The organism is Spirillospora albida (assembly GCF_000718255.1).
In the GTDB taxonomy this organism is placed as follows: Bacteria; Actinomycetota; Actinomycetes; order Streptosporangiales; family Streptosporangiaceae; genus Spirillospora; species Spirillospora albida.
The window spans coordinates 103,849-123,527 of record NZ_JOFJ01000003.1 but is presented as its reverse complement, the minus strand read 5'-3'; the positions used below and the strand labels follow the sequence as shown (position 1 = coordinate 123,527).

Genomic DNA, 19,679 nt, shown 5'->3' with positions numbered 1-19,679 from the left:
CGCCCCGGGAACCGTACGCGGTCACCGGGGCGTTGCCCGTTTCGTACCGGCCCTGCTGCAACGGCCGTCGCCGACACGCGTGTGGACGGGGCTCTCGGGCCCGGGCGCCGCTAGGCTTTCGCTCTGATGAATGACGAGGACGATCGGAGAGACGTGCGACCCGAGGCCGAGGGCGCGGTGCCCGCAGACGACCAGGCCGTGACGTCCGATCCGGACACGGGCGACGATTCGCCGGCCGAAACGGGCGAGGCGGGCGAAGCGAAGAAGAAGCAGGGGTCGTTCTGGAAGGAACTGCCCATCCTCATCATCGTCGCCGTCGTGCTGGCCCTCGTCATCAAGGCGTTCGCGGTGCAGGCGTTCTACATCCCCTCCGGGTCGATGCAGAACACCCTTCAGGTGGGCGACCGGGTCCTGGTGAACAAGCTCGTCTACCACACCCGCGACATCGCCCGAGGCGACATCGTCGTCTTCAACGGCCTGGACTCGTGGGACCCGGAGACCCAGGTGTCCGAGCCGGGCAACCCCCTCGCGAAGGCGATGCGCGCCATCGGCACAGCCTTCGGTGTGGCGCCCAACGAGAAGGACTACATCAAGCGCGTCATCGGAATCCCCGGCGACCATGTGAAGTGCTGCGACGCCAAGAGCCGGGTCACCGTCAACGGCGTCCCGCTCGACGAGACCGCGTACCTCTACACCGACCCGGTCACGAACGAGCAGAACAAGCCGTCCAACGACCACTTCGACGTCAAGGTGAAGGCGGGCCAGCTCTGGGTGATGGGCGATCACCGGGAGCTCTCCTACGACTCGCGCTCGCACCGCGGCGACCCGGGCGGCGGCACCATCCCCGTCGACCGGGTGATCGGCCGCGCCTTCGTGATCGTCTGGCCGCTGAACCGCCTCGACTGGCTCTCGATCCCGGGGACGTTCGAGCAGCCGGCCCTCAAGGCGGCCGCCGCCACGACCCCCGCCGCCCCGGCGGCCCTGGGCGTCGCCGTCACCCTGCCGCTCGCCTACCTCCTGCGCCGCAGGAACCGCGGCCAGCAGAGCCAAGCCCCCTGACGCGAACCCTGGCACCTCGGGGCGGTGAGCGCCCCGAGGTGCCAGGTCCGCTGGCGGCTGCGGTCGGCCTTGCCACCCGAAGGTCACTTCCGGCTGAGGTAGGTGGTGATGACGGCGGTCAGCGCGAAGACGATGGACACGATCACCACTGCGGTCGGCCAGTCCATGCCCGGCTCCCCTCCATAGCGGTCTTCTCGGTTCCCTGCCGCATCCAGGGTCAGCCGAGCCCGGCTCGGCTGCCCGCGGCCTTTCGTCCCCAGCGCCACCACAAACGTCCCGTACGCGAGACCGAGGTGGACGGCAGCACCGATGTGGCCGCGACGTCCACGACGCAGAGCCGAACCGGCGCCGACGGCCGGGGTGTCTCCTTCGGACTCTGCGGTGGGTTGTGATCGGTGGTGGTGCGGTGGTCGGGGGCCTGCCCTCGGCGTCATCGGGTTGGGACTGCGTGGTGAGGCCGTCGAGGGGCGGGCGGCGGGCGGTCGCGTGAAAGGACGCCGGATGGCGCTGCCGGGGTGGCCATGGCGGTGATCGGGGACATTTCGCGACCGGGGGCGTTCGGGAGGCGGGGGGCGGTCGCGCGACGTACGCTGCGGGGCATGAAGGGTCGTCCACTCCGGTTCACGCCGCGCCGCGACGCCGGGCTCTACGCGTACGAGCGCGCACTGGAACACGCCGGTTTCGGGCCCGTCGCGGGCGTGGACGAGGCGGGGCGCGGGGCGTGCGCGGGGCCGCTGGTGATCGGGGCGGTGATCCTCCATGGTGGACGCGGGCGGATCGAGGGACTCACCGACTCGAAGCTGCTCACCCCGGCGCGGCGCGAAGCGCTGTACGCGGAGATCACCGAGCGGGCGCGGGCGTGGAGCGTCGTCGTGGTCCCGTGCCACGACATCGACCGGATCGGGCTGCACCGGTGCAACATCACCGGAATGCGACGGGCGCTCGCGGCCCTGGCGGAGCGGCCGGCGTACGTGCTGAGCGACGGGTTCCCCGTACCGGGGTTGGAGGTGCCCGGGCTGGCGATGATCAAGGGGGATCAGGTCGCGGCGTGTGTCGCGGCCGCCTCCATCGTCGCCAAGGTCACCCGAGACCGGATCATGACGGAATTGCACGAGCGGTACCCGGAGTACGGATTCGACGTGCATAAGGGGTATGTGACGAAGACTCACGGGGCGGCGCTCGACACGTACGGGCCGTGTGCGGAACATCGGTTCTCCTACGTCAATGTGGGGAGGGCGTTGCGCGACAATGGAGGGGTGGCCTTGGGGCAGGAGACCGGCGGGGAGGTCCCGGGCGAAGGCCGTACGGAGGGGGCACGAGCGTGAGCGCCGAGGATCTCGAGAAGTACGAGACCGAGATGGAGCTGCAGCTCTATCGGGAGTACCGCGACGTCGTCGGGCTGTTCACCTACGTCGTCGAGACCGATCGCAGGTTCTACCTGACGAACTCGGTCGACATGCAGGTCCGCGGCACCGACAACGGCGAGACCTTCTTCGAGGTCACCATGCAGGACGCCTGGGTCTGGGATATGTACAGACCTGCTCGTTTTGTGAAGAACGTCCGTGTCGTCACGTTCAAGGACGTCAATATCGAGGAACTCGCCAAGAGCGACTTCGAACTCCCTTCCGAGCGTTGACACGCGGATCGGCGCGGTGAGCGCCCGCTCCTTATCGATCGCCCTGCACGATCTTCTGTCGTGTGGCTGGGGGACGCTGGGTGTGAGGAGACGCCTCCGGTATCGGGCGCCGGGCGCGGGGCCGTGGTGTCAGGTGGACTTGGCCGCCTCGGTGAGCCGCCACCCGGTCGGCGCGCGTTCGACGAAGCCGCCGGCGGCCAGAAGACCCAGTTTCGCGTTGACGGTGACGAGATCGGCGCCCGCCTTCACCGCGAGCTGGGCGGGGCCGGTCGCGCCCCGGGCCGGGAACGCCTCCAGGACCGCGCGGGTGCCGGGATCCAGCCGGTCGCGGGGGAGCACCGGGGTGTGCGGCGGCGGGGCCAGGTCGGCGCCGATGCGGCCCACCGCCTCGACGATCTCCTCGGAGCGGGTGACCACGATCGCGGCCTGCTCGCGGAAGAGCGCATGGCAGCCGACCGATGTGCGGGACGTGATCGGGCCCGGGACGGCCATCACGACGCGGCCCAGCTTGCGCGCCCACGAGGCGGTGTTGAGCGCGCCGCTGCGAGCCTCCGCCTCCACGAGGACGGTCCCCCGCGAGAGCGCCGCGATCACGCGGTTGCGCACGAGGAAGCGGAGCCGGTGCGGGTGCGTCCCCGGCGGGGATTCGCTGACCAGCAGGCAACGGCGAGCCATTTCGGCGAACAACCCCTCGTTGGACGCCGGGTAGGGCACGTCGACGCCGTTGGCGAGGACGGCGATGGTCGGGCCGTCGGCGGCCAGAGCGCCGCGGTGCGCGGCGGCGTCGATGCCGAGGGCGCCGCCGGAGATCACCGTCCAGCCCTTGTCGGCGAGGTCACAGGCGAAGTCGGACGCGACGCGCGAACCGTAGGGCGAGGCGGCGCGGGACCCGACGACGGCGACCGACCGCAGGCCGCCGTTGCGCAGGTCGCCGGGCCCGCGCAGCCATAGGGCGTAGGGGCGGCGGTCGCCGAGGTCATCGAGCGTGGTCGGCCATTCCGGGTCTCCCGGGCAGACGAGGCGTCCGCCGAACCGGTCGCAGACCTCGCGATCGAGGTCGGGTTCCGCGCCGGCCAGGCGGATCCGCCAGTGGTCGAGGCGCTCGGCCTCCTTCCCGGTGACGGGCAGTCCATGTGGGATACGCGCCGTCCGGATGATGTCCAGTGCGCCCTCGGCCCCGGCGTGCGCGATGATCCGGTTGAGGAGGACGTCGCCGGGTTCGGCGACGGCGGTGAGGGTGGCGCGGGCGATGCGCTCGTCGTTCACGGCCGCCTCCCGCTCCAGAGCATGAGGGCGCCGCCGATGTCGTCCGGGTGGGGCTCCTCGTGCCCGGCCAGGTCCGCGATCGTCCACGCGACCCGCAGGACCCGGTCGAGGCCCCGGGCGCTGAGCGTGCCCCGCTGGAGCGCGTCGTCGGCCGCCTTCATCGCCTCGGCGCCGGGAGTGAAGCGGCGGCGCAGCTCCGGGCCGGGGATCTCGGAGTTGGAGCGCCATGGCGTGTCGACCAGCCGCTTCAGCGTACGTTCCCGGGCGAGCAGGACCCGTTCGGCGACTACATCGCTGGTCTCGGCGAACTCCAGGTCGTAGCGGAGCTCGGCGCGGCTGGCGGGACTCAGTTCGAGCTTGAGGTCGATCCGGTCGAGGAGCGGGCCGGAGATGCGGGACAGGTATCTGCGGCGTATGCCGGGGGCGCAGGAGCAGTCGACCTGCTTGGCCGCCGCGCAGGGGCACGGGTTCGCCGCGAGGACGAGGGTGAACCGCGCCGGGAAGCGGGCGGTGCCCTCGGCGCGGGAGATCCGCACCTCGCCCTCTTCGAGGGGCTGGCGGAGCGCGTCGAGGGTTCCGCCGGTGAACTCGGGCGCCTCGTCCAGGAACAGGATCCCTCGGTGGGCCAGTGAGACCGCGCCCGGTTTCAGGAGGCGGCCCGAGCCGCCGCCCACCATGGCGGCGCGGGTCGCGGTGTGGTGCGGTGCGTAGAACGGCGGCTGGACGATCAGCGGCCGTCCCGGCGGGAGCGTCCCCGCGACGGAGTGGATCGCGGTGACCTCGAGCGCCGAGTCGGCCTCCAGCGGCGGCAGCAGGGTCTGCAGCCGCTCCGCCAGCATCGTCTTGCCGCACCCGGGCGGCCCGGCGAAGAACAGGTGATGGCCTCCGGCGGCGCTGATCTCCAGGGCGCGGCGAGCCTCCGCCTGCCCGCGGACGTCGGCGAGGTCGAGGCCGGAGGTGTCCTGCCGGTTGCCGAGCGCCAGGCCGTCCATGGGGCCGGTGGCGGTCTCGTCCGGCTCCTCTTCCGGTGGCGGCGGCTCGTCTCGGAGCAGGCACAGCAGGCCCCGCAGGGTGGCCGCGCAGATCACTTGCACGCCGGGGACGAGTTCGGCCTCGGCGGCGTTCGCGCGGGGGACGACGACCGTGCGGCAGCCCGCGTTCGCCGCCGCCAGGACGGCCGGCAGGACCCCCGGGATGGGGCGGATGCGGCCGTCCAGGCCGAGTTCGCCGATCAGGACCAGGCCCTCGCACGCCCGGGGCGGCACCGCCTCCGCCGCGGCGAGCAGCGCGATGGCTATGGCGACATCGAACGTCGATCCGCGTTTCGGCAGGCTGGCGGGGAACAGCGACACCGTGACGTGCCGGTTGGGCCAGTCCTCGCCGGAGTTGAAGATCGCGGCGCGAACGCGGTCGCGGGCCTCGTTCAGCGCCGCGTCGGGCAGCCCGACCAGGTGCAGGCCGGGCATCCCGCTGGTGATCGCGGCCTCCACGTCGACGACGAAGCCGTCCACCCCCACCAGGGACACCGAGCGCGTCTTCGCGAGCGTCATCTAGCACACCTCCCGGTGATGCCGGATGGAGAAGCCGCCGCCCTCGGTGAGGAGGCCGAGGACGTCCACCCGCATCCCCGTCGCGCCGACGCCGTGCACGGCAGCCCACCGCCAGGCGAGCAGCCGCAGCCGCCGCGCCTTCGCGGGGGTGATCGCTTCCAGCGGATCCCCGAACCGGACCGAGGTGCGCGTCTTCACCTCGCAGGCGACGTGCCCGCGGCCGTCGTGCGCGACGATGTCGAGCTCGCCCTCGGGGCACCGCCAGTTGCGGTCGATGATCTTCCAGCCGAGTGCGCCCAGATATGCCGCGGCCGCGTCCTCGCCGCGCCGTCCGAGATCGATGTGCGTGGTCATGGGTCTCACCTCCGGTCATCACCGTGCTGCACTCGGTGACCGGCGGGAAGGGGGACGGTGAACTGTGGATAACCGTGGAGACCGATTCCGGTGATTCGGGTGATACCGGCGTCGGTGCTTGCCTCGGAGGCGCCGTTGGCGCAGCGTGGCGGCTGTGAGCATCCCTCTGGAAGAGGCCATCGACGACTTCGGGCGCCACCTCCGTGCCGAGCGCGACGTGTCACCGCACACCCTGCGCGCCTACTTGGGAGACCTGGGAGACCTGTGCGCGTACGCCGCTCAGGTGGGAGTGACGTCGCCCGCCGACCTGGATGTGGCGCTCCTGCGGGCCTGGCTGGCGCGGCAGCACGCGTCCGGCCGGGCCCGCGCCACGCTCGCCCGCCGGACGGCCGCCGTGCGCGCGTTCACGCGGCACCTCCACCGCGGGGGCCTGCTGCCCGAGGATCCCGGGCTGCTGCTGGGCACGCCGAAGCGGCAGCGGGAGCTCCCCACCGTGCTGAGCCAGGGCGACGCGAGCCGCCTGCTCGACGGGCTGGACGCGGAGGGACACCTGGGACTGCGCGACGCCGCGGTCTTGGAGGTCCTCTACGGAACGGGCGTGCGCGTGGGGGAGCTCTGCGGCCTCGACGTGGACGACCTCGATACCGGCCGCCGGACGATCCGGGTCATGGGCAAGGGCGGTCGTGAACGGACCGTTCCCGTCGGCGAGCCGGCCGTGCGCGCCCTGCAGGACTGGCTGCGCTCAGGACGTCCCGCCCTGCTGACCGAGGACAGCGGCCCCGCGATGTTCCTGGGCGCGCGCGGGAGACGGCTTCACCCCACCAGTGCCCGCCGGATCGTCCACACGCGGATATCCGAGGCGGGCGGGATGCCGGACCTCGGCCCGCACGGGCTGCGCCACACCGCCGCCACCCATCTCCTGGAGGGGGGCGCCGATCTGCGCAGTGTCCAGGAGATCCTCGGCCACGCCTCCCTCCAGACGACGCAGCTCTACACCCAGGTGTCCGTGGACCGCCTCAGACATGTGCACCGCCGAGCCCATCCCCGAGGCGTCCGCGACGACTGAGGGGGCGGATAGGAGACACGGGCCAGGGGGACCCTTCCGCCTCGCCCATCAATCGGTCCGGCGCGGCGAGTGGGGCCTCGCTCGTCGGCCGGCGCGCCCTGGCGGCCGACGCGTCCCGGTCGGTTCGTGGCCCGGGTGGCATAGAGCCCGGCTCAGAGGGTGCGGCGGACTCGGCGGACCTGGCGTTCTCGGGCCAGGTCCACGACCCCGTCCGGGCGATTTCGGGAGCGGAAGCGGAAGCGGCGGGTCAGGAAGCTCATCGTGTACGCCAAGGCCAGGCCGGTGACGGCCCCTCCGGTCGCCGTGGTCGCGTCGCGCAGGCCCATCTCATGGGACGAGCGCGGTGCCCGCCTCGGGGGCGATTCGGTCTTGGGCATGGGCTGCCACTGGGGGAGGAGACGGACCTGGGGACGCACCAGGAGCAGCGGGTCCAGGTACGTGCCGCCGCGGAGCAGGCCCCAGTGCAGGCAGGGTGTCGGGCAGTGCGGAGTGCCGCCCTCCAGGGCGCCGATTCGGGTGCCCGCTCCGACCCGGCCCCCGGGGCGGACGCTGGGGCGGACGGGCAGGTACGTGGTGCGGAGGGCACCGTGCGCGATCGTGACGACGCCCCGGCCCGCGATGCGGCCGGCGTACGCGACGCGGCCGGGCGCGGCGGCGTGGACGGGCTGGCCCGGCCGCGCGGCGAGGTCCACGCCGCGGTGGCCGGGGCCCCAGGGGACGGCGGGCGGGGAGAAGGCCCGGACGACCTGGGGGACGGGTGGGCCGAGGGGCCAGCGCCGGGCGTCCGCGCCGGGCGCACCGGCCGCGATCATGCAGGTGACGAGCACGGTGAGCAGGGTCATGCCGGTGAGCCTGCCGTTGACGGTGGCCGGCGCGCCGCTCCTTCCGCAACTGTGGATAACCCCTCGCGGCCGCCGGGCCGTCGATGCCCGGACGCCCTCCGCGCCCTGATAATCTGTTGCCGTGTCCGTCTGGACATCGGCCAGGGCCTGGCCGTCGCCGATCCGCCCGCGGAGAGGTGAGAAGCCGCTCCACGAGCGGGAGAGTCACAGCCGCCTGGGACCCCGGCGGCTGATTTCACGCGTCCGCATGCCACCGAACGACATGGTGGGGCGCTGTCCCTCGGTCCGTCACCTCCGGTGACGGTGGGGCGGCGCCCGGGCGCAGGCAGACAACCAAATGCGGCCCGGTACCGGGCCAGAGAAGGAGAACACGGGCTATGGCACCCGTCGTCACCATGCGGCAGCTCCTCGAGAGCGGCGTCCACTTCGGCCACCAGACCCGCCGGTGGAACCCGAAGATGAAGCGGTTCATCCTCACGGACCGCAACGGCATCTACATCATCGACCTGCAGCAGTCGCTGTCCTACATCGACCGCGCCTTCGAGTTCGTCAAGGCCACGGTCGCGCACGGCGGCACGATCCTGTTCGTCGGCACCAAGAAGCAGGCCCAGGAGGCCATCGCCGAGCAGGCCACCCGGGTCGGGATGCCCTTCGTCAACCAGCGGTGGCTGGGCGGCATGCTCACCAACTTCTCCACCGTCCACAAGCGCCTCACCCGGCTCAAGGAGCTGGAGGAGATCGACTACGACGACGTGGCCGGCTCCGGGATGACCAAGAAGGAGCTCCTCGGCCTGCGCCGCGAGAAGGACAAGCTGGAGCGCACCCTCGGCGGTATCCGCGACATGGCGAAGGTCCCCTCCGCCATCTGGATCGTGGACACCAAGAAGGAGCACATCGCGGTCAACGAGGCCAAGAAGCTCGGCATCCCGGTCGTCGCCATCCTCGACACCAACTGCGACCCGGACGAGGTCGACTACCCGATCCCGGGCAACGACGACGCGATCCGCAGCGTCAGCCTGCTGACCCGCGTGGTCGCCGACTCCGTGGCCGACGGCCTCATCGCCCGCGCCGGTGCGGCCGGCGGCGGCGACGAGAAGCCGGCCGAGGGCGCCGCCGGTGCCGCCGAGCCGCTGGCCGAGTGGGAGCGCGACCTGCTCGAGGGCAAGCCCGCCGACGCCGCCGACGCCGCCCCGGCCGAGCAGCCCGCCGAGCCCGCCGAGCAGCCGGCCGAGGCCGCCGCCGAGCAGCCCGCCGAGGCCACCGAGCAGTCCGCCGAGGCCGCCACCGAGCCCGCCGCCGAGGCCGCTCCGGCCGACGGCGAGTCCGAGCAGGCCTGATCCCGCGGTCCCGGCGGCCCCGAAAGGGCGCCGCCGGGACCGTCGCGGGTCCCACCGACCAACGACGAGAGAAGCGAAGAGAGCGATGGCTGACTTCACCGCCGCTGACGTCAAGCGGCTTCGCGAGCTGACCGGCTCCGGCATGATGGCGTGCAAGAACGCCCTCACGGAGGCGGAGGGCGACTTCGAGAAGGCCACGGAGCTGCTGCGCCTGCAGGGCGCCAAGGACGTCGGCAAGCGCGCCGAGCGCACCGCCGCGAACGGCCTCGTCGCCGAGTACTTCCAGGGCACCGGTGACGGCGCGCTCCTGGAGCTCAACTGCGAGACCGACTTCGTCGCCAAGAACGCCTCCTTCATCGAGCTCGCGGACCGCCTCGTCAAGTTCGCCGCCGAGAGCGGCGCCACCGACGCGGCCGCCCTGCTCGGGTCCGAGATCGAGGCGGGCACGACCGTCCAGGCCCTGATCGAGGAGAACAGCGCCAAGATCGGCGAGAAGCTGGAGCTGCGCCGCTTCGCCCACTTCACGGGGGCCTACGTGGCGAGCTACCTGCACAAGTCCGACCCGTCCCTGCCGCCGACCACCGGCGTCCTGGTCGAGCTGGACAAGGAGAACGCCGAGGTCGCCAAGGACATCGCGCAGCAGATCGCCGCGATGGCGCCGAAGTACCTCACCCGCGACGAGATCCCCGCCGAGGCGATCGAGAAGGAGCGGGCGCTCGCCGAGCAGATCACCCGCGAGGAGGGCAAGCCCGAGCAGGCGATCCCGAAGATCGTCGAGGGCCGCGTGAACGCGTACTTCCGCGACTTCGTGCTGCTGGAGCAGGCGTTCGTCAAGGACGGCAAGAAGACGATCACGAAGGTCCTCGACGAGGCCGGCGTCAAGGTCGTCCGCTTCGCCCGGTTCAAGGTCGGGCAGGCGTAGGACCCTCCGACCGGAGGACCCGCAGAGATCGCGACAACGAGGAGGCCGCCGACGTGCCGGAGAAGACGACCACTAGCGCGACGGCGGCCTCGTCGTCCAGCGGGCCGGCGCCCGGCCAGCACGCGCCGCGTGCCGGCTGGAAGCGGGTGCTGCTGAAGCTGTCCGGCGAGGCCTTCGCCGGACGCGACCCGCTGGGCATCGATCCGGAGATCGTGCAGCACGTGGCGGAGGCCATCGCCGAGACCGTCCGGGACGGCGTCCAGGTGGCCGTCGTCTGCGGCGGCGGCAACATGTTCCGCGGGGCCGCGCTGGCCGAGCGCGGCATGGACCGCGGCCGCGGCGACTACATGGGCATGATCGGCACCGTCATCAACTGCCTCGCCCTCCAGGACTTCCTGGAGAAGCTCGGTATGGACACCCGCGTGCAGACGGCCATCACCATGAGCCAGGTGGCCGAGCCGTACATTCCGCGGCGCGCCATCCGGCACCTGGAGAAGGGCCGCGTCGTCATCTTCGGCGCGGGCCTCGGCCAGCCGTTCTTCTCCACCGACACGACCGCCGCCCAGCGCGCGCTGGAGATCGGTGCGGAGGCGGTCCTGAAGGCGACTCAGGTGGACGGCGTCTACGACGCCGATCCCCGCAAGAATCCTGACGCGGTCAAGTTCGACCGTTTGGATTACGGTGAAGTTCTACAGCGGGGACTGAAGGTCATGGACGCCACGGCCATCAGCCTCTGCATGGACAACGCTCTTCCCATCGTGGTCTTCGACCTCCTGGGGCAGGGCAACATCGTCCGGGCCGTCCGGGGTGAGAAGATCGGCACGCTGGTCAGCCCCGCGGAAGGCTGACCGCCGACCGGACAGCAGAGCAAGGGCCGACCAGATGACACGGGAGTCGCAGTGATCGACGAGACCCTCCTCGAAGCCGAGGAGAAGATGGAGAAGGCGGTCGCGGTCGCCAAGGAGGACTTCCAGGCCATCCGCACCGGCCGGGTCACGCCCGCCATGTTCAACAAGATCACCGCGGACTACTACGGCACCCCGACGCCGATCAACCAGCTGGCGTCGTTCACGCTGCCGGAGCCGCGGATGGTCGTCGTGCAGGTCTTCGACAAGTCGTCGATGCAGGCGGTCGAGAAGGCCATCCGCGACAGCGACCTCGGGGTGAACCCGACCAATGACGGCAACGTCATCCGGGTCGTCTTCCCCGACCTGTCGGAGGAGCGCCGCAGGGAGTTCATCAAGGTCGCCGGCGGCAAGGCGGAGGACAGCAAGATCTCCATCCGCAACGTGCGCCGGCGGGCCAAGGACACCCTCGACAAGCTCGTCAAGGACGGCGAGGCAGGCGAGGACGAGGTCCGCCGTGCGGAGAAGGAGCTCGACGACACCACGCACCGGTACGTGGCGCAGATCGACGAGCTGCTCGAGCACAAGAAGGCCGAACTGCTCGAGGTTTGATGAAACCGAATGACGCCGGGGAGCCCGCGGGCTCCCCGGATGAGCCGGAGGTCGCCATGGCCGGCCCGCCCCCCGGAGACGCGCCGGACGACCCGGCCTCCGGGGCACCGCCGTCCGCAGGCGCCACCGCCGCCGGTCCCCCGCCGCACGGCAGGGCCGGACGGAACCTCCCGATGGCGATCGTCGTGGGCGCCGCCCTCGGCGCGCTGGTCGTGGTCTCCCTCTACACGGTCAAGGAGATCTTCCTTGGCGTGATGGTGCTGTTCCTTCTGCTCGGCATGAAGGAGATGACGGACGCGTTCCGGACGCGCGGGATCGACGTGCCGTTCGTCCCGCTCGCCGCGGGGATGGTCGCGGCCCCGGTCGCCGCGTACGTGTGGGGCTCCACCGCCGTCGTCGCCGCGCTGTCGCTGACGGTGCTGGCCGTCCTGATGATCCGGATGCCGAAGGGGGCGGACGGCTACGTCCGCGACGTCGGTGCCGGGATCCTCGTCGCGGGCTATCTGGTGCTGATGGGCGCGATCGTGGCGCTCCTCATGCGCCCGGACGACGGTGACCACCGCATCGTGGTCTTCATCGCCGTCACCGTCGCCAGCGACATCGGCGGGTACTTCGCGGGCGCGTTCCTGGGCAAGCACAAGATGGCTCCCACGATCAGCCCGAAGAAGACGTGGGAGGGCGTGACCGGGTCCGCGCTGGCCTGCATGCTCGCCGGCGGGCTGCTCGTGTGGAGCCTGCTGGAGGGCGGCCGGGTCTGGCACGGCGTGCTGATCGGGCTGGTGGCCGTCGTCACCGCGACGGTCGGCGACCTCATCGAGTCCATGATCAAGCGCGATCTCGGGATCAAGGACATGGGAACGCTCCTGCCGGGCCACGGAGGGGTGATGGACCGCCTCGACTCGCTGGTCGCGACGGTCCCCGTCGTCTGGCTCCTGCTGGAGCTGTTCGTCCCGAGCTAGGACGGGCGCCGCGTCACGACACCACCCAGGAGCGGCCCTGCTGGGCGAGGCGCCGGATGAGCGCCTCCGAGCCCTCGCTCTTCGCGTGGCGGTGGTCCTCGTCGGTGATCGGGACGAGCCAGAGCCAGCGCACCGGGTCGCCCTGAACCGTCAGTCCGGTGAGGGCGGGAGCGGGCGGGCCGGCGAGCCGGGTGGGATCCTCCAGGAGGAGCACGCCGGCCCAGGCGGACTCGTCCGTCCCCAGGGGGAACGTCCGGGACTCGTGGTACCACTTCACGACGTCGCCGGGCGCGAACCACGTCACCGACCGCCATGGGTACTGCGCGAGCCAGGGGAAGATGCTGCCGGCGCGCTGGCTGGGCAGGGTCCCGGCCACGGCCAGTTCGATCCGGGCGTAGGGGGCGACGTCGCCCTCGTAGAGCTCCACGGTCGGCATCCGCTGGCGGCTCATGCCGACCGTGCTGAGGACGGTGAAGTCCCTGTCGCCGCGCGCGGGACGTTCGGTGACGCCCACGGTCGGGGCCGCGCCCGCCCGGCCGCCGGCCAGTTGGCGACCCACGTCGTGCCAGTAGTGCCCGCCGGGGCCGAGCCTCTGCAGCAGGTGGCCGAGCACGGACTGCTGGAAGTCGGCCCAGGAGCCCTCCGTCCGGCATGTCTTCCAGTGCCGGCGCGCGACGTCCACGCGGGGACCGAAGCCGTCGATCTCCTCCCGCAGGGGGAACGCGAACGGGCTCTGCCCCGAGGCGTCCCGGCTGTAGCCGGGGATTCCGCGTCCCATGTCGGACCAGCCCGGGATGACGAACAGGAGGTCGCCGTCCTCCAGCACGGCGACGCCGTCGCCCTCCTCGAACCACACCACCTCGAGGGAGGACGCGTCCAGCGCCTCCCTGCCCTCCGGATGCCGCACGTGGGATCGGGGCAGGAGCGGTGGGCCGCCGGCGTCCAGGCGCGCACGGTCGAGGCCGGAAGGGGCCTCGACGTGGTTCGCGACCCAGACCGCCCCGACCACCGAGTCCCGCGCGTCCTTCAGGTAGGCGGCCGTGACCTCACCGTCGGTCTCGATGACCAGCCGGCGGCTCCCGTAGGGGCTGGCCTCGCTGTGGACGGCCGTGGCGGTGGGGATTCGGGGCGAAGCGGTACCCCTGCGCAATACCGACATGAGCGAGACCTTAGTCGCACGAGGGATGCGGCGGGGACGCTCGCACCCGATCCCGCCGCGCGCACGGACGAGGCACGCGCGGGCGTTTGCGACACTGGAGGGACCATGTCTTCCACCACCGACACCACGGGCACCGGTCAGGCCGCGGCCGCCGGCACGGCCCCGGCCCCGGACGCGGGCGCGGGCGCCGCCGCGCCGAAGAAGACCCCGGCGAAGCTCGTCTTCGCCGCGCCCCGGCGCGGCAAGCCGCCCCGGCACCTCGCCGACATGACGGCCGCCGAGCGCCGCGAGGCGGTCGCGGAGCTGGGGGAGCGGCCGTTCCGCGCCGACCAGCTGTCGCGGCACTACTTCGCGCGGCTCGTCGACGACCCCGCCGCGATGACCGATCTTCCCGCCTCCGTGCGCGACCGGCTGGTGTCCGCGCTGCTGCCGGATCTGCTCACCCCCGTGCGCGAACTCGACTGCGACGGCGGCAGGACGCTCAAGACCGTCTGGAAGGCGTTCGACGGCGTCCTGTTCGAGTCGGTCCTGATGCGCTACCCGGACCGGGCCACGATGTGCGTGTCGTCCCAGGCGGGCTGCGGAATGAACTGCCCGTTCTGCGCCACCGGCCAGGCCGGGCTCACCCGGAACCTGTCCACGGCGGAGATCGTCGAGCAGGTCGCCGCCGGTGCGCGCGCCCTGGCCCGGGGACGGATCCCGGGCGGCCCCGGACGCGTGTCCAACATCGTCTTCATGGGGATGGGCGAGCCTCTGGCCAACTACAAGGCCGTTCTCGGCGCGGTGCGGCGGATCACGGACCCGGCGCCGGCCGGCCTCGGCATCTCCCAGCGTGCCGTGACGGTCTCGACCGTCGGGCTCGTCCCGGCGATCGACAAGCTCGCGGCCGAGGACATGTCCGTCCGGCTCGCGGTGTCGCTCCACGCGCCCGACGACGAGCTGCGCGATGACCTGGTGCCCGTCAACAACCGGTGGAAGGTCGCCGAGGTCCTCGACGCCGCCTGGGCGTACGCGGAGCGCAGCGGGCGCCGCGTCTCGATCGAGTACGCCCTGATCAAGGACGTGAACGACCAGGCGTGGCGGGCCGATCTCCTCGGCAGGCTCTTGCGCGGACACCTCGTACACGTCAATCTGATCCCGTTGAACCCGACGCCGGGTTCCAAGTGGACCGCCTCGCGGCCGGAGGACGAGCGGGAGTTCGTCCGCCGCCTGGAGGCCCACGGGGTCCCGGTCACGGTGCGCGACACTCGGGGCAGGGAGATCGACGGGGCCTGCGGGCAGCTGGCCGCGGCGACCGGGGACTGAGTGCTCCGGCGGGCGTGTTCCGGCGTCCCGCCGGTGCGGGACGGCTGAGGGAGCACGGTGCCGGTGAGAACGGGTGCGCGGCTGCCGGTGGCGCTGCGGGGCTATGACCGCGATCAGGTGGACGGGCTGCTGGAGCGGATCGCTCGGGCGCTGAACGGCGGGGCGGCGCTGAGCCCGGACGAGGTTCGCGCGACCCGGTTCGACATCGTCCTGCGCGGCTACGAACAGAAGGCCGTGGACGACCTCGTCCGCGAGTGCATCAGGGAGCTGCAGGCGGCGGCTCCGCGCACCGTCCGCCCGGGGCGGTCCCGCGTCCATCCCGGGTGGCTGATCAGCTGGATCCAGAACGCGCGGTTCTCCGGGGCCGGGATGCGCCCGGGGTACGACGTCCGCGACGTGGACGTCTTCCTGGACCGGGTCGTCGCCGGGTTGCGCGGGGTCGCGCCGCCGGTGACCGCCCGCGACGTCCGGGAGAGCGCCTTCCGGGTGGTGAGGCTCGGGCCGGGCTACGACGAGCAGGAGGTCGACCGCTTCCTCGTCCAGCTGGCGGGGGCGCTCGAACGCCGGTGAAAAGTCCCGGACCGAAGTTATCCACAAATCGGCGCGGGGGTGGCGCGGGCCGTCCGGGCACGCAACGCTACGTGACATGGATCACTTCGTCTCGCAGCGCCGCCGGCTCCGCTCCCTGTTCGGCCTGTTCCTCGGCTCCGAGATCATCACCGCGCTGCTGCCGCTGACCAGGCCGGCGCTCCGGCTCGGCCAGGACGGCCCGGTGACCGTTCATCTCGGCGGCACGCCGCTCCTGCCGCCCGGCGAGCCGTGGCCGGAATGGAACGGGCGGCCTCTCGACTTCCTCGGCGCGGTCGACTTCGGCGACCTCGCCCTGCTCGGCACGATCCCGGGGCTTCCCGCGTCCGGCAGGGCCGCGTTCTACTACGTGAGCGGGGCGCCGCGCCCCTGGGGGGACCAGGCGGCCCAGCGGGACGGCTGGCGCGTCTACACCGGCCCGCTGGAGAAGGTCACGGCGCCCTCCGGCACAGCCGGCTACCCGGAGCGCGCGCTGGGCGCCGCGCCGTTCCTGTCCCTGCCCTCGCCGCAGGAACCTGAGCTGCAGCGGCTGGAGTCCGCTTACAGCGGTGCGCTGGCGGTGTACGAGCAGCTGTACCTTGCGTGGGCGCAGCACGCCTGGCCCGACGACATGCCCGTGCACCAGCTCGGCGGCTGGCCCGCCCTCGTCCAGCGCCCGGTCGGCCCCGACTGCCTGTACGCCTCCACGGGCCGCTCCCTGGACTCACCGGGTCCCGTCCGCCTTCCCCCGGACGAAGAGATGGCCGCGCAGCGGTGGCGGCTGCTGCTCCAGCTCGACTCCGACAGGGAGCTCGGCTGGCACTGGGGCGACCCGGGCCGCGTCTACTTCTGCTTCCGCGAGGACGAACCTCTGGAACGCGCCTGGCTGACCGTCCAGGCGACCTGACGAGGTCGGCGCCGTCCGGGACGTTCCGCCCGTCATACCCGGACGCGGGCCGCCGCCACGTAGGCGCCGCCGACGACGGCGGACCACAGCACCAGATGGAGGGCGACACCGGGGAAGCCGTCCACGAACGCGCCCGGCCCGCCGTGCGCCGACCGCAGCCACGCGATCATCGGCACGGACAGCCACGCGAGCCGCCCGATCCCGAGCAGCAGCACCGCCACGGCACCGCCGAGCAGCGCCGGCAGCGACAGGCCCGGGTTCGGAATGATCGCCCGGCTCGTCCACGCGCCGAGCAGCGTGCCCGCCGCCGCCACGAGCGCGCTCAACCCGCATCCCGTCAGGACCGCTGTCACCGGGACCCCGGCCAGAACCGCCTGGAGGAGAGGAACCAGCAGTGCGATCATGCCCAGTGCGAGGTTCACCCCATAGGCCGCGAGCAATCCGGCGCCCACGGCCACCCACCGCCGCCCCACCGCGGTGGCCGACAACGCCCGCTGCTCGTCCGGCTGCGTATCGAGCAGCCCGCGCGCCGCCCACGCCCAGACGGGGAACATGAACGCCGCCACGTCCCCGAGCGTTCCGACGGCCGGTTCCGCCGCGTCCGGCCCGCCGGGCCCCTGGAGGAGGACCACGACCACGATCAACGCTATGACGATCAGAGGCTGGAGCACCCGGGCAGACCACAGATACCCCGCTACCAGGAACCGCACCAGTGCGATCACGGCGCTCCTCCCACCCGCGAGTGCACCAGAGGAATCGGCACCGCCGGGCAACGCGAGCCGGCTGCCGCCGACGTTTCGTCTGGTGTCATGGTTGGCCCGCCGGGGGTCGGACGCGGTAGTCGGCTGCGCGGAGGTCGGTCTTCGCTGCCGCGGCCGGTGTTTCGTCAGGTGTCATGGTCTGCCCGCCGGCGTTGGACTCGGTAGCCGGCTGCGCGGAGATCGGTGGCCGCTGCTGCGGCCTCGGCGGCGGGCACGATCACTTCCAGGACGGTCCAGGGGGAGGGGCCGTTTCCGGGATGGGGTGTCACCGAGGCGTCGGCCACGTGCAGTCGGTTCGTGTGGGGGAGTGCCTCCAGACAGCGCTGGTGGTCGCTGACGACGACGGTGGTGCCGTGGGCCGCCAGTTCCGCCAGGAGGGCCGGCAGGTCGGCGCGGGTGGTGCGGTCGAGGCCGGCGAACGGCTCGTCCAGGATCAGGAGGGCCGGGTCCGCGATGAGTGCCTGGGCAAGGCCCACCTTCTGGGCGCTGCCTTTGGAGAGGTCAGGGAGGCGCACCGGGAGGAGGTCGCCGAAGGCGAGGCGTTCCGCCCAGGTGGTGATGGCGGTGTCCGGGACGCCTCGCATCGCGGCCATGTGGGAGAGGTACCCGCCCACGGTGAAGGGCTGGTCCGCAGGGAAGCGCTCCGGCGCGTAACCGACGCGGGCCGGGCGGCCCTCGATGGTGCCCCTGAGGGGGCGGCGGATGCCCGCGAGTAGGCGGAGGAGCGTTGACTTCCCCGCGCCGTTGCGGCCGGTCACCTCGGTCACGCCGCCCGGCGGGAAGGAGAGCGTGACGTTCCGCAGCACCCAGGAGGACCGGCGGTGGTAGCGGAACGCGACGTCGTTCAGCCGCATGAGAGGCACGGTAGCGGGGCGTCGGTAAGGTCCTCGTGAGAAGGGTCGGAACGCCGGGGGAGTCCGCGTGGCTGAGGAATGCGTGTTCTGCGAGATCGTGCGGGGGGAGCGGGAGGCGCACGTGGTCCTGGACGGGCCCGACGCGTTCGCGTTCCTCGATACACGGCCCTTGTTCAAGGGCCACGCGCTGGTGGTGCCCCGGGCGCACTGCGAGACGCTGGCGGAGCTGCCGGCCGAGTGCGTGGGGCCGTTCTTCGGCGAGGTCCAGCGGCTGTCGGCGGCGATGGAGTCCGTGCTGGGGGCGGCCGGGTCGTTCGTCGCCATGAACAACCGGGTGAGCCAGAGTGTCCCGCATCTGCATGTCCACGTGGTGCCGCGCAACCGGAAGGACGGGCTGCGCGGGTTCTTCTGGCCGCGGCAGAAGTACGCGTCGGACGCGGAGGCCGTGGAGTACGCCGCCCGGCTGGCGGAGGCCGCCGGGCCGCGATGAGCGGAGGCCCGCTGGGCGGCGATGAGTGGAGGCCCGCTGGGCGGCGATGAGTGGAGGCCCCGCTGGGCGGCGGTGAGTGGAGGCCCGCTGGGCGGCGATGAGTGGAGGCCCGCTGGGCGGCGATGAGTGGAGGCCCCGCTGGGCGGCGGTGAGCGGAGGCCGTCGAGCGGAGGCCGCTGGGGGCGGTGAGCGAAGGCGGTTGGGCGGCGATGGGCAGGCCGCCTCCGGTGCCTCCGGTGCCTGCGGTGCGGGTGCACCGCAGGCCCGGCCGGTCTCGAAGGCGTGCGGTGGGTCAGCCCGAGGCCAGAATGACGGCCACGTAGGGTTCGGTCGTGGTGGGCGCGGGGTGGGATGGCCGGACGTCCCGTACGGCGGCGTGCTCGTAGAGGTCGCGTTCGGCCCGGTCCAGGGCGGCGGACAGGACGTAGTCGTGGACGGTCCAGCCGATCAGCGCGGCCGCCTCGCGGATGACGAGGCACTGCTCGGCGGACGCCCGGAAGGCGATGGGGTCGTCGGGGCGGACGGCGGGAAGGTTGTGGCGAACCGGATCGGTCATGGCCGGTCTCCCTTCCTTGCGGCATCTCACGGTACGTCGCGCGGACCGGCCGGGCATCCCCTTGGAGGACTATTCAGCGGGTGCCCCACGAATACGTCTGCTTCTGCAGCTTGAGGTAGACGAAGCTCTCGGTCGCGACGACGCCGGGGACGGCGCGGATGCGGCCGAGGAGCTCGAGGAGGCGTTCGTCGTCTTCGCAGACGAGCTCGACGAGGATGTCGAACGAGCCGGCGGTGATGACGACGTAGTCGATCTCGTCGACGGCGGCGAGCTCCTCGGCGATCCTCTGCAGGTCGCCCTCGCACCGGACGCCGATCATCATCTGCCGGGAGAAGCCGACCATGAGGGGGTCGGTGACGCCGACGATCTGCATGACGCCGGTGTCGAGGAGCTTCTGGACGCGCTGGCGGACGGCGGCCTCGGAGAGGCCGACGGCCTTGCCGATCGCGGCGTAGGAGCGGCGGCCGTCCTGCTGGAGCTGCTCGATGATCTGCTTCGCGGTCTCGTCGAGCTGGACCCCTCGTCGTTGGCTCATCGTGGGTCTCCTAGCTGCGACTTACGGAGGTGAGGGTGAAGGTGGTCAAGCGAATCAGTGGTGAAACTCGATCGTAACAACGGAATCACTTGTGTTG

General features: G+C 72.1%; 23 protein-coding genes. 13 read left to right on the top strand and 10 right to left on the bottom strand.

Translation table 11 applies throughout. The features are described 5' to 3' along the window. The first annotated feature begins 153 nt into the window (after nucleotides 1-153). On the top strand, nucleotides 154-1,059 hold the full coding sequence (lepB, locus tag IE99_RS0105110; protein WP_030164330.1) for a signal peptidase I: 906 nt from the start codon (nucleotides 154-156) through the stop codon (nucleotides 1,057-1,059). An 83-nt stretch (nucleotides 1,060-1,142) separates the two neighbouring features. Here the strand turns inward: lepB and IE99_RS31690 are convergent, their stop codons facing one another. Beyond that, the gene (locus tag IE99_RS31690) at nucleotides 1,143-1,325 is read right to left on the bottom strand and encodes a hypothetical protein (protein WP_157610065.1); all 183 of its coding nucleotides are present in this window, start codon (nucleotides 1,323-1,325) and stop codon (nucleotides 1,143-1,145) included. A 333-nt stretch (nucleotides 1,326-1,658) separates the two neighbouring features. On the opposite strand from IE99_RS31690, the gene IE99_RS0105100 reads away from it, so the two are divergent. Beyond that, nucleotides 1,659-2,384: a ribonuclease HII gene (locus IE99_RS0105100; protein WP_030164328.1), complete on the top strand. Its 726-nt coding sequence runs from the start codon at nucleotides 1,659-1,661 to the stop codon at nucleotides 2,382-2,384. Beyond that, entirely contained in the window at nucleotides 2,381-2,695 is a 315-nt protein-coding gene (locus IE99_RS0105095; RefSeq protein ID WP_030164325.1) for a DUF2469 domain-containing protein, read from the top strand. Before IE99_RS0105100 ends, IE99_RS0105095 begins: the two co-directional genes overlap by 4 nt. Before the next feature lie 129 nt (nucleotides 2,696-2,824). On the opposite strand, the gene dprA is transcribed toward IE99_RS0105095, so the two are convergent. Genes dprA through IE99_RS0105080 form a run of 3 tightly spaced genes read right to left on the bottom strand, consistent with a single transcriptional unit; the run spans nucleotide 2,825 to nucleotide 5,865 of the window. Continuing rightward, nucleotides 2,825-3,961: a DNA-processing protein DprA gene (dprA, locus tag IE99_RS0105090; RefSeq protein ID WP_030164322.1), complete on the bottom strand. Its 1,137-nt coding sequence runs from the start codon at nucleotides 3,959-3,961 to the stop codon at nucleotides 2,825-2,827. After that, the gene (locus IE99_RS0105085; protein WP_030164319.1) at nucleotides 3,958-5,511 is read right to left on the bottom strand and encodes a YifB family Mg chelatase-like AAA ATPase; all 1,554 of its coding nucleotides are present in this window, start codon (nucleotides 5,509-5,511) and stop codon (nucleotides 3,958-3,960) included. Before IE99_RS0105085 ends, dprA begins: the two co-directional genes overlap by 4 nt. Further along, nucleotides 5,512-5,865 (bottom strand): YraN family protein, encoded by a 354-nt coding sequence (locus IE99_RS0105080; protein WP_030164317.1) that lies wholly within the window; start codon nucleotides 5,863-5,865, stop codon nucleotides 5,512-5,514. Nucleotides 5,866-6,019: 154 nt separating this feature from the next. Here IE99_RS0105080 and IE99_RS0105075 point away from each other — a divergent pair, with 154 nt between their 5' ends. Further along, nucleotides 6,020-6,931, top strand: coding sequence for a tyrosine recombinase XerC (locus IE99_RS0105075; RefSeq protein ID WP_342666181.1), 912 nt, complete (start codon nucleotides 6,020-6,022; stop codon nucleotides 6,929-6,931). A gap of 152 nt (nucleotides 6,932-7,083) precedes the next feature. Here the strand turns inward: IE99_RS0105075 and IE99_RS0105070 are convergent, their stop codons facing one another. Beyond that, the gene (locus IE99_RS0105070) at nucleotides 7,084-7,773 is read right to left on the bottom strand and encodes a murein hydrolase activator EnvC family protein (protein WP_084219298.1); all 690 of its coding nucleotides are present in this window, start codon (nucleotides 7,771-7,773) and stop codon (nucleotides 7,084-7,086) included. A 377-nt stretch (nucleotides 7,774-8,150) separates the two neighbouring features. Here IE99_RS0105070 and rpsB point away from each other — a divergent pair, with 377 nt between their 5' ends. The 5 genes from rpsB (at nucleotide 8,151) to IE99_RS0105045 (ending at nucleotide 12,448) form a co-directional block, all read left to right on the top strand. Continuing rightward, entirely contained in the window at nucleotides 8,151-9,110 is a 960-nt protein-coding gene (rpsB, locus tag IE99_RS0105065; RefSeq protein ID WP_030164307.1) for a 30S ribosomal protein S2, read from the top strand. Between the two features lie 85 nt (nucleotides 9,111-9,195). After that, a complete protein-coding gene (gene tsf / locus IE99_RS0105060; protein WP_030164304.1) occupies nucleotides 9,196-10,032 on the top strand; it encodes a translation elongation factor Ts in 837 nt (278 codons plus the stop codon). A gap of 53 nt (nucleotides 10,033-10,085) precedes the next feature. Continuing rightward, on the top strand, nucleotides 10,086-10,880 hold the full coding sequence (gene pyrH / locus IE99_RS0105055; RefSeq protein WP_030164302.1) for a UMP kinase: 795 nt from the start codon (nucleotides 10,086-10,088) through the stop codon (nucleotides 10,878-10,880). Between the two features lie 51 nt (nucleotides 10,881-10,931). Further along, a complete protein-coding gene (gene frr / locus IE99_RS0105050; protein ID WP_030164299.1) occupies nucleotides 10,932-11,489 on the top strand; it encodes a ribosome recycling factor in 558 nt (185 codons plus the stop codon). After that, nucleotides 11,489-12,448 (top strand): phosphatidate cytidylyltransferase, encoded by a 960-nt coding sequence (locus tag IE99_RS0105045; protein WP_030164296.1) that lies wholly within the window; start codon nucleotides 11,489-11,491, stop codon nucleotides 12,446-12,448. Before frr ends, IE99_RS0105045 begins: the two co-directional genes overlap by 1 nt. Before the next feature lie 13 nt (nucleotides 12,449-12,461). Here IE99_RS0105045 and IE99_RS0105040 read toward each other — a convergent pair whose 3' ends face one another. Further along, nucleotides 12,462-13,607, bottom strand: a complete 1,146-nt coding sequence (locus IE99_RS0105040) for a suppressor of fused domain protein (protein WP_084219297.1) — start codon at nucleotides 13,605-13,607, stop codon at nucleotides 12,462-12,464. Nucleotides 13,608-13,712: 105 nt separating this feature from the next. Between IE99_RS0105040 and rlmN the strand changes: the two genes are divergently transcribed. The 3 genes from rlmN (at nucleotide 13,713) to IE99_RS0105025 (ending at nucleotide 16,386) form a co-directional block, all read left to right on the top strand. After that, nucleotides 13,713-14,912, top strand: coding sequence for a dual-specificity RNA methyltransferase RlmN (gene rlmN / locus IE99_RS0105035; RefSeq protein ID WP_037558757.1), 1,200 nt, complete (start codon nucleotides 13,713-13,715; stop codon nucleotides 14,910-14,912). A gap of 57 nt (nucleotides 14,913-14,969) precedes the next feature. After that, nucleotides 14,970-15,482 (top strand): DivIVA domain-containing protein, encoded by a 513-nt coding sequence (locus tag IE99_RS0105030; protein ID WP_084219296.1) that lies wholly within the window; start codon nucleotides 14,970-14,972, stop codon nucleotides 15,480-15,482. A gap of 76 nt (nucleotides 15,483-15,558) precedes the next feature. Then, nucleotides 15,559-16,386: a YwqG family protein gene (locus tag IE99_RS0105025; RefSeq protein ID WP_030164284.1), complete on the top strand. Its 828-nt coding sequence runs from the start codon at nucleotides 15,559-15,561 to the stop codon at nucleotides 16,384-16,386. A gap of 32 nt (nucleotides 16,387-16,418) precedes the next feature. Here the strand turns inward: IE99_RS0105025 and IE99_RS0105020 are convergent, their stop codons facing one another. Next, a complete protein-coding gene (locus IE99_RS0105020; RefSeq protein WP_030164281.1) occupies nucleotides 16,419-17,108 on the bottom strand; it encodes a hypothetical protein in 690 nt (229 codons plus the stop codon). A 164-nt stretch (nucleotides 17,109-17,272) separates the two neighbouring features. Next, nucleotides 17,273-18,001, bottom strand: a complete 729-nt coding sequence (locus IE99_RS0105015; RefSeq protein WP_037558756.1) for an ABC transporter ATP-binding protein — start codon at nucleotides 17,999-18,001, stop codon at nucleotides 17,273-17,275. A 67-nt stretch (nucleotides 18,002-18,068) separates the two neighbouring features. On the opposite strand from IE99_RS0105015, the gene IE99_RS0105010 reads away from it, so the two are divergent. Further along, the gene (locus tag IE99_RS0105010; protein ID WP_084219295.1) at nucleotides 18,069-18,491 is read left to right on the top strand and encodes an HIT family protein; all 423 of its coding nucleotides are present in this window, start codon (nucleotides 18,069-18,071) and stop codon (nucleotides 18,489-18,491) included. A 292-nt stretch (nucleotides 18,492-18,783) separates the two neighbouring features. Here IE99_RS0105010 and IE99_RS28860 read toward each other — a convergent pair whose 3' ends face one another. Both IE99_RS28860 and IE99_RS0105000 read right to left on the bottom strand, forming a co-directional pair. Then, nucleotides 18,784-19,047, bottom strand: a complete 264-nt coding sequence (locus IE99_RS28860) for a type II toxin -antitoxin system TacA 1-like antitoxin (RefSeq protein WP_037558755.1) — start codon at nucleotides 19,045-19,047, stop codon at nucleotides 18,784-18,786. A gap of 73 nt (nucleotides 19,048-19,120) precedes the next feature. Further along, nucleotides 19,121-19,582 carry an Lrp/AsnC family transcriptional regulator gene (locus tag IE99_RS0105000; protein ID WP_030164270.1) on the bottom strand — a complete coding sequence of 154 codons (462 nt, stop codon included), beginning with the start codon at nucleotides 19,580-19,582 and terminating at the stop codon, nucleotides 19,121-19,123. Between the last annotated feature and the right edge of the window lie 97 nt (nucleotides 19,583-19,679).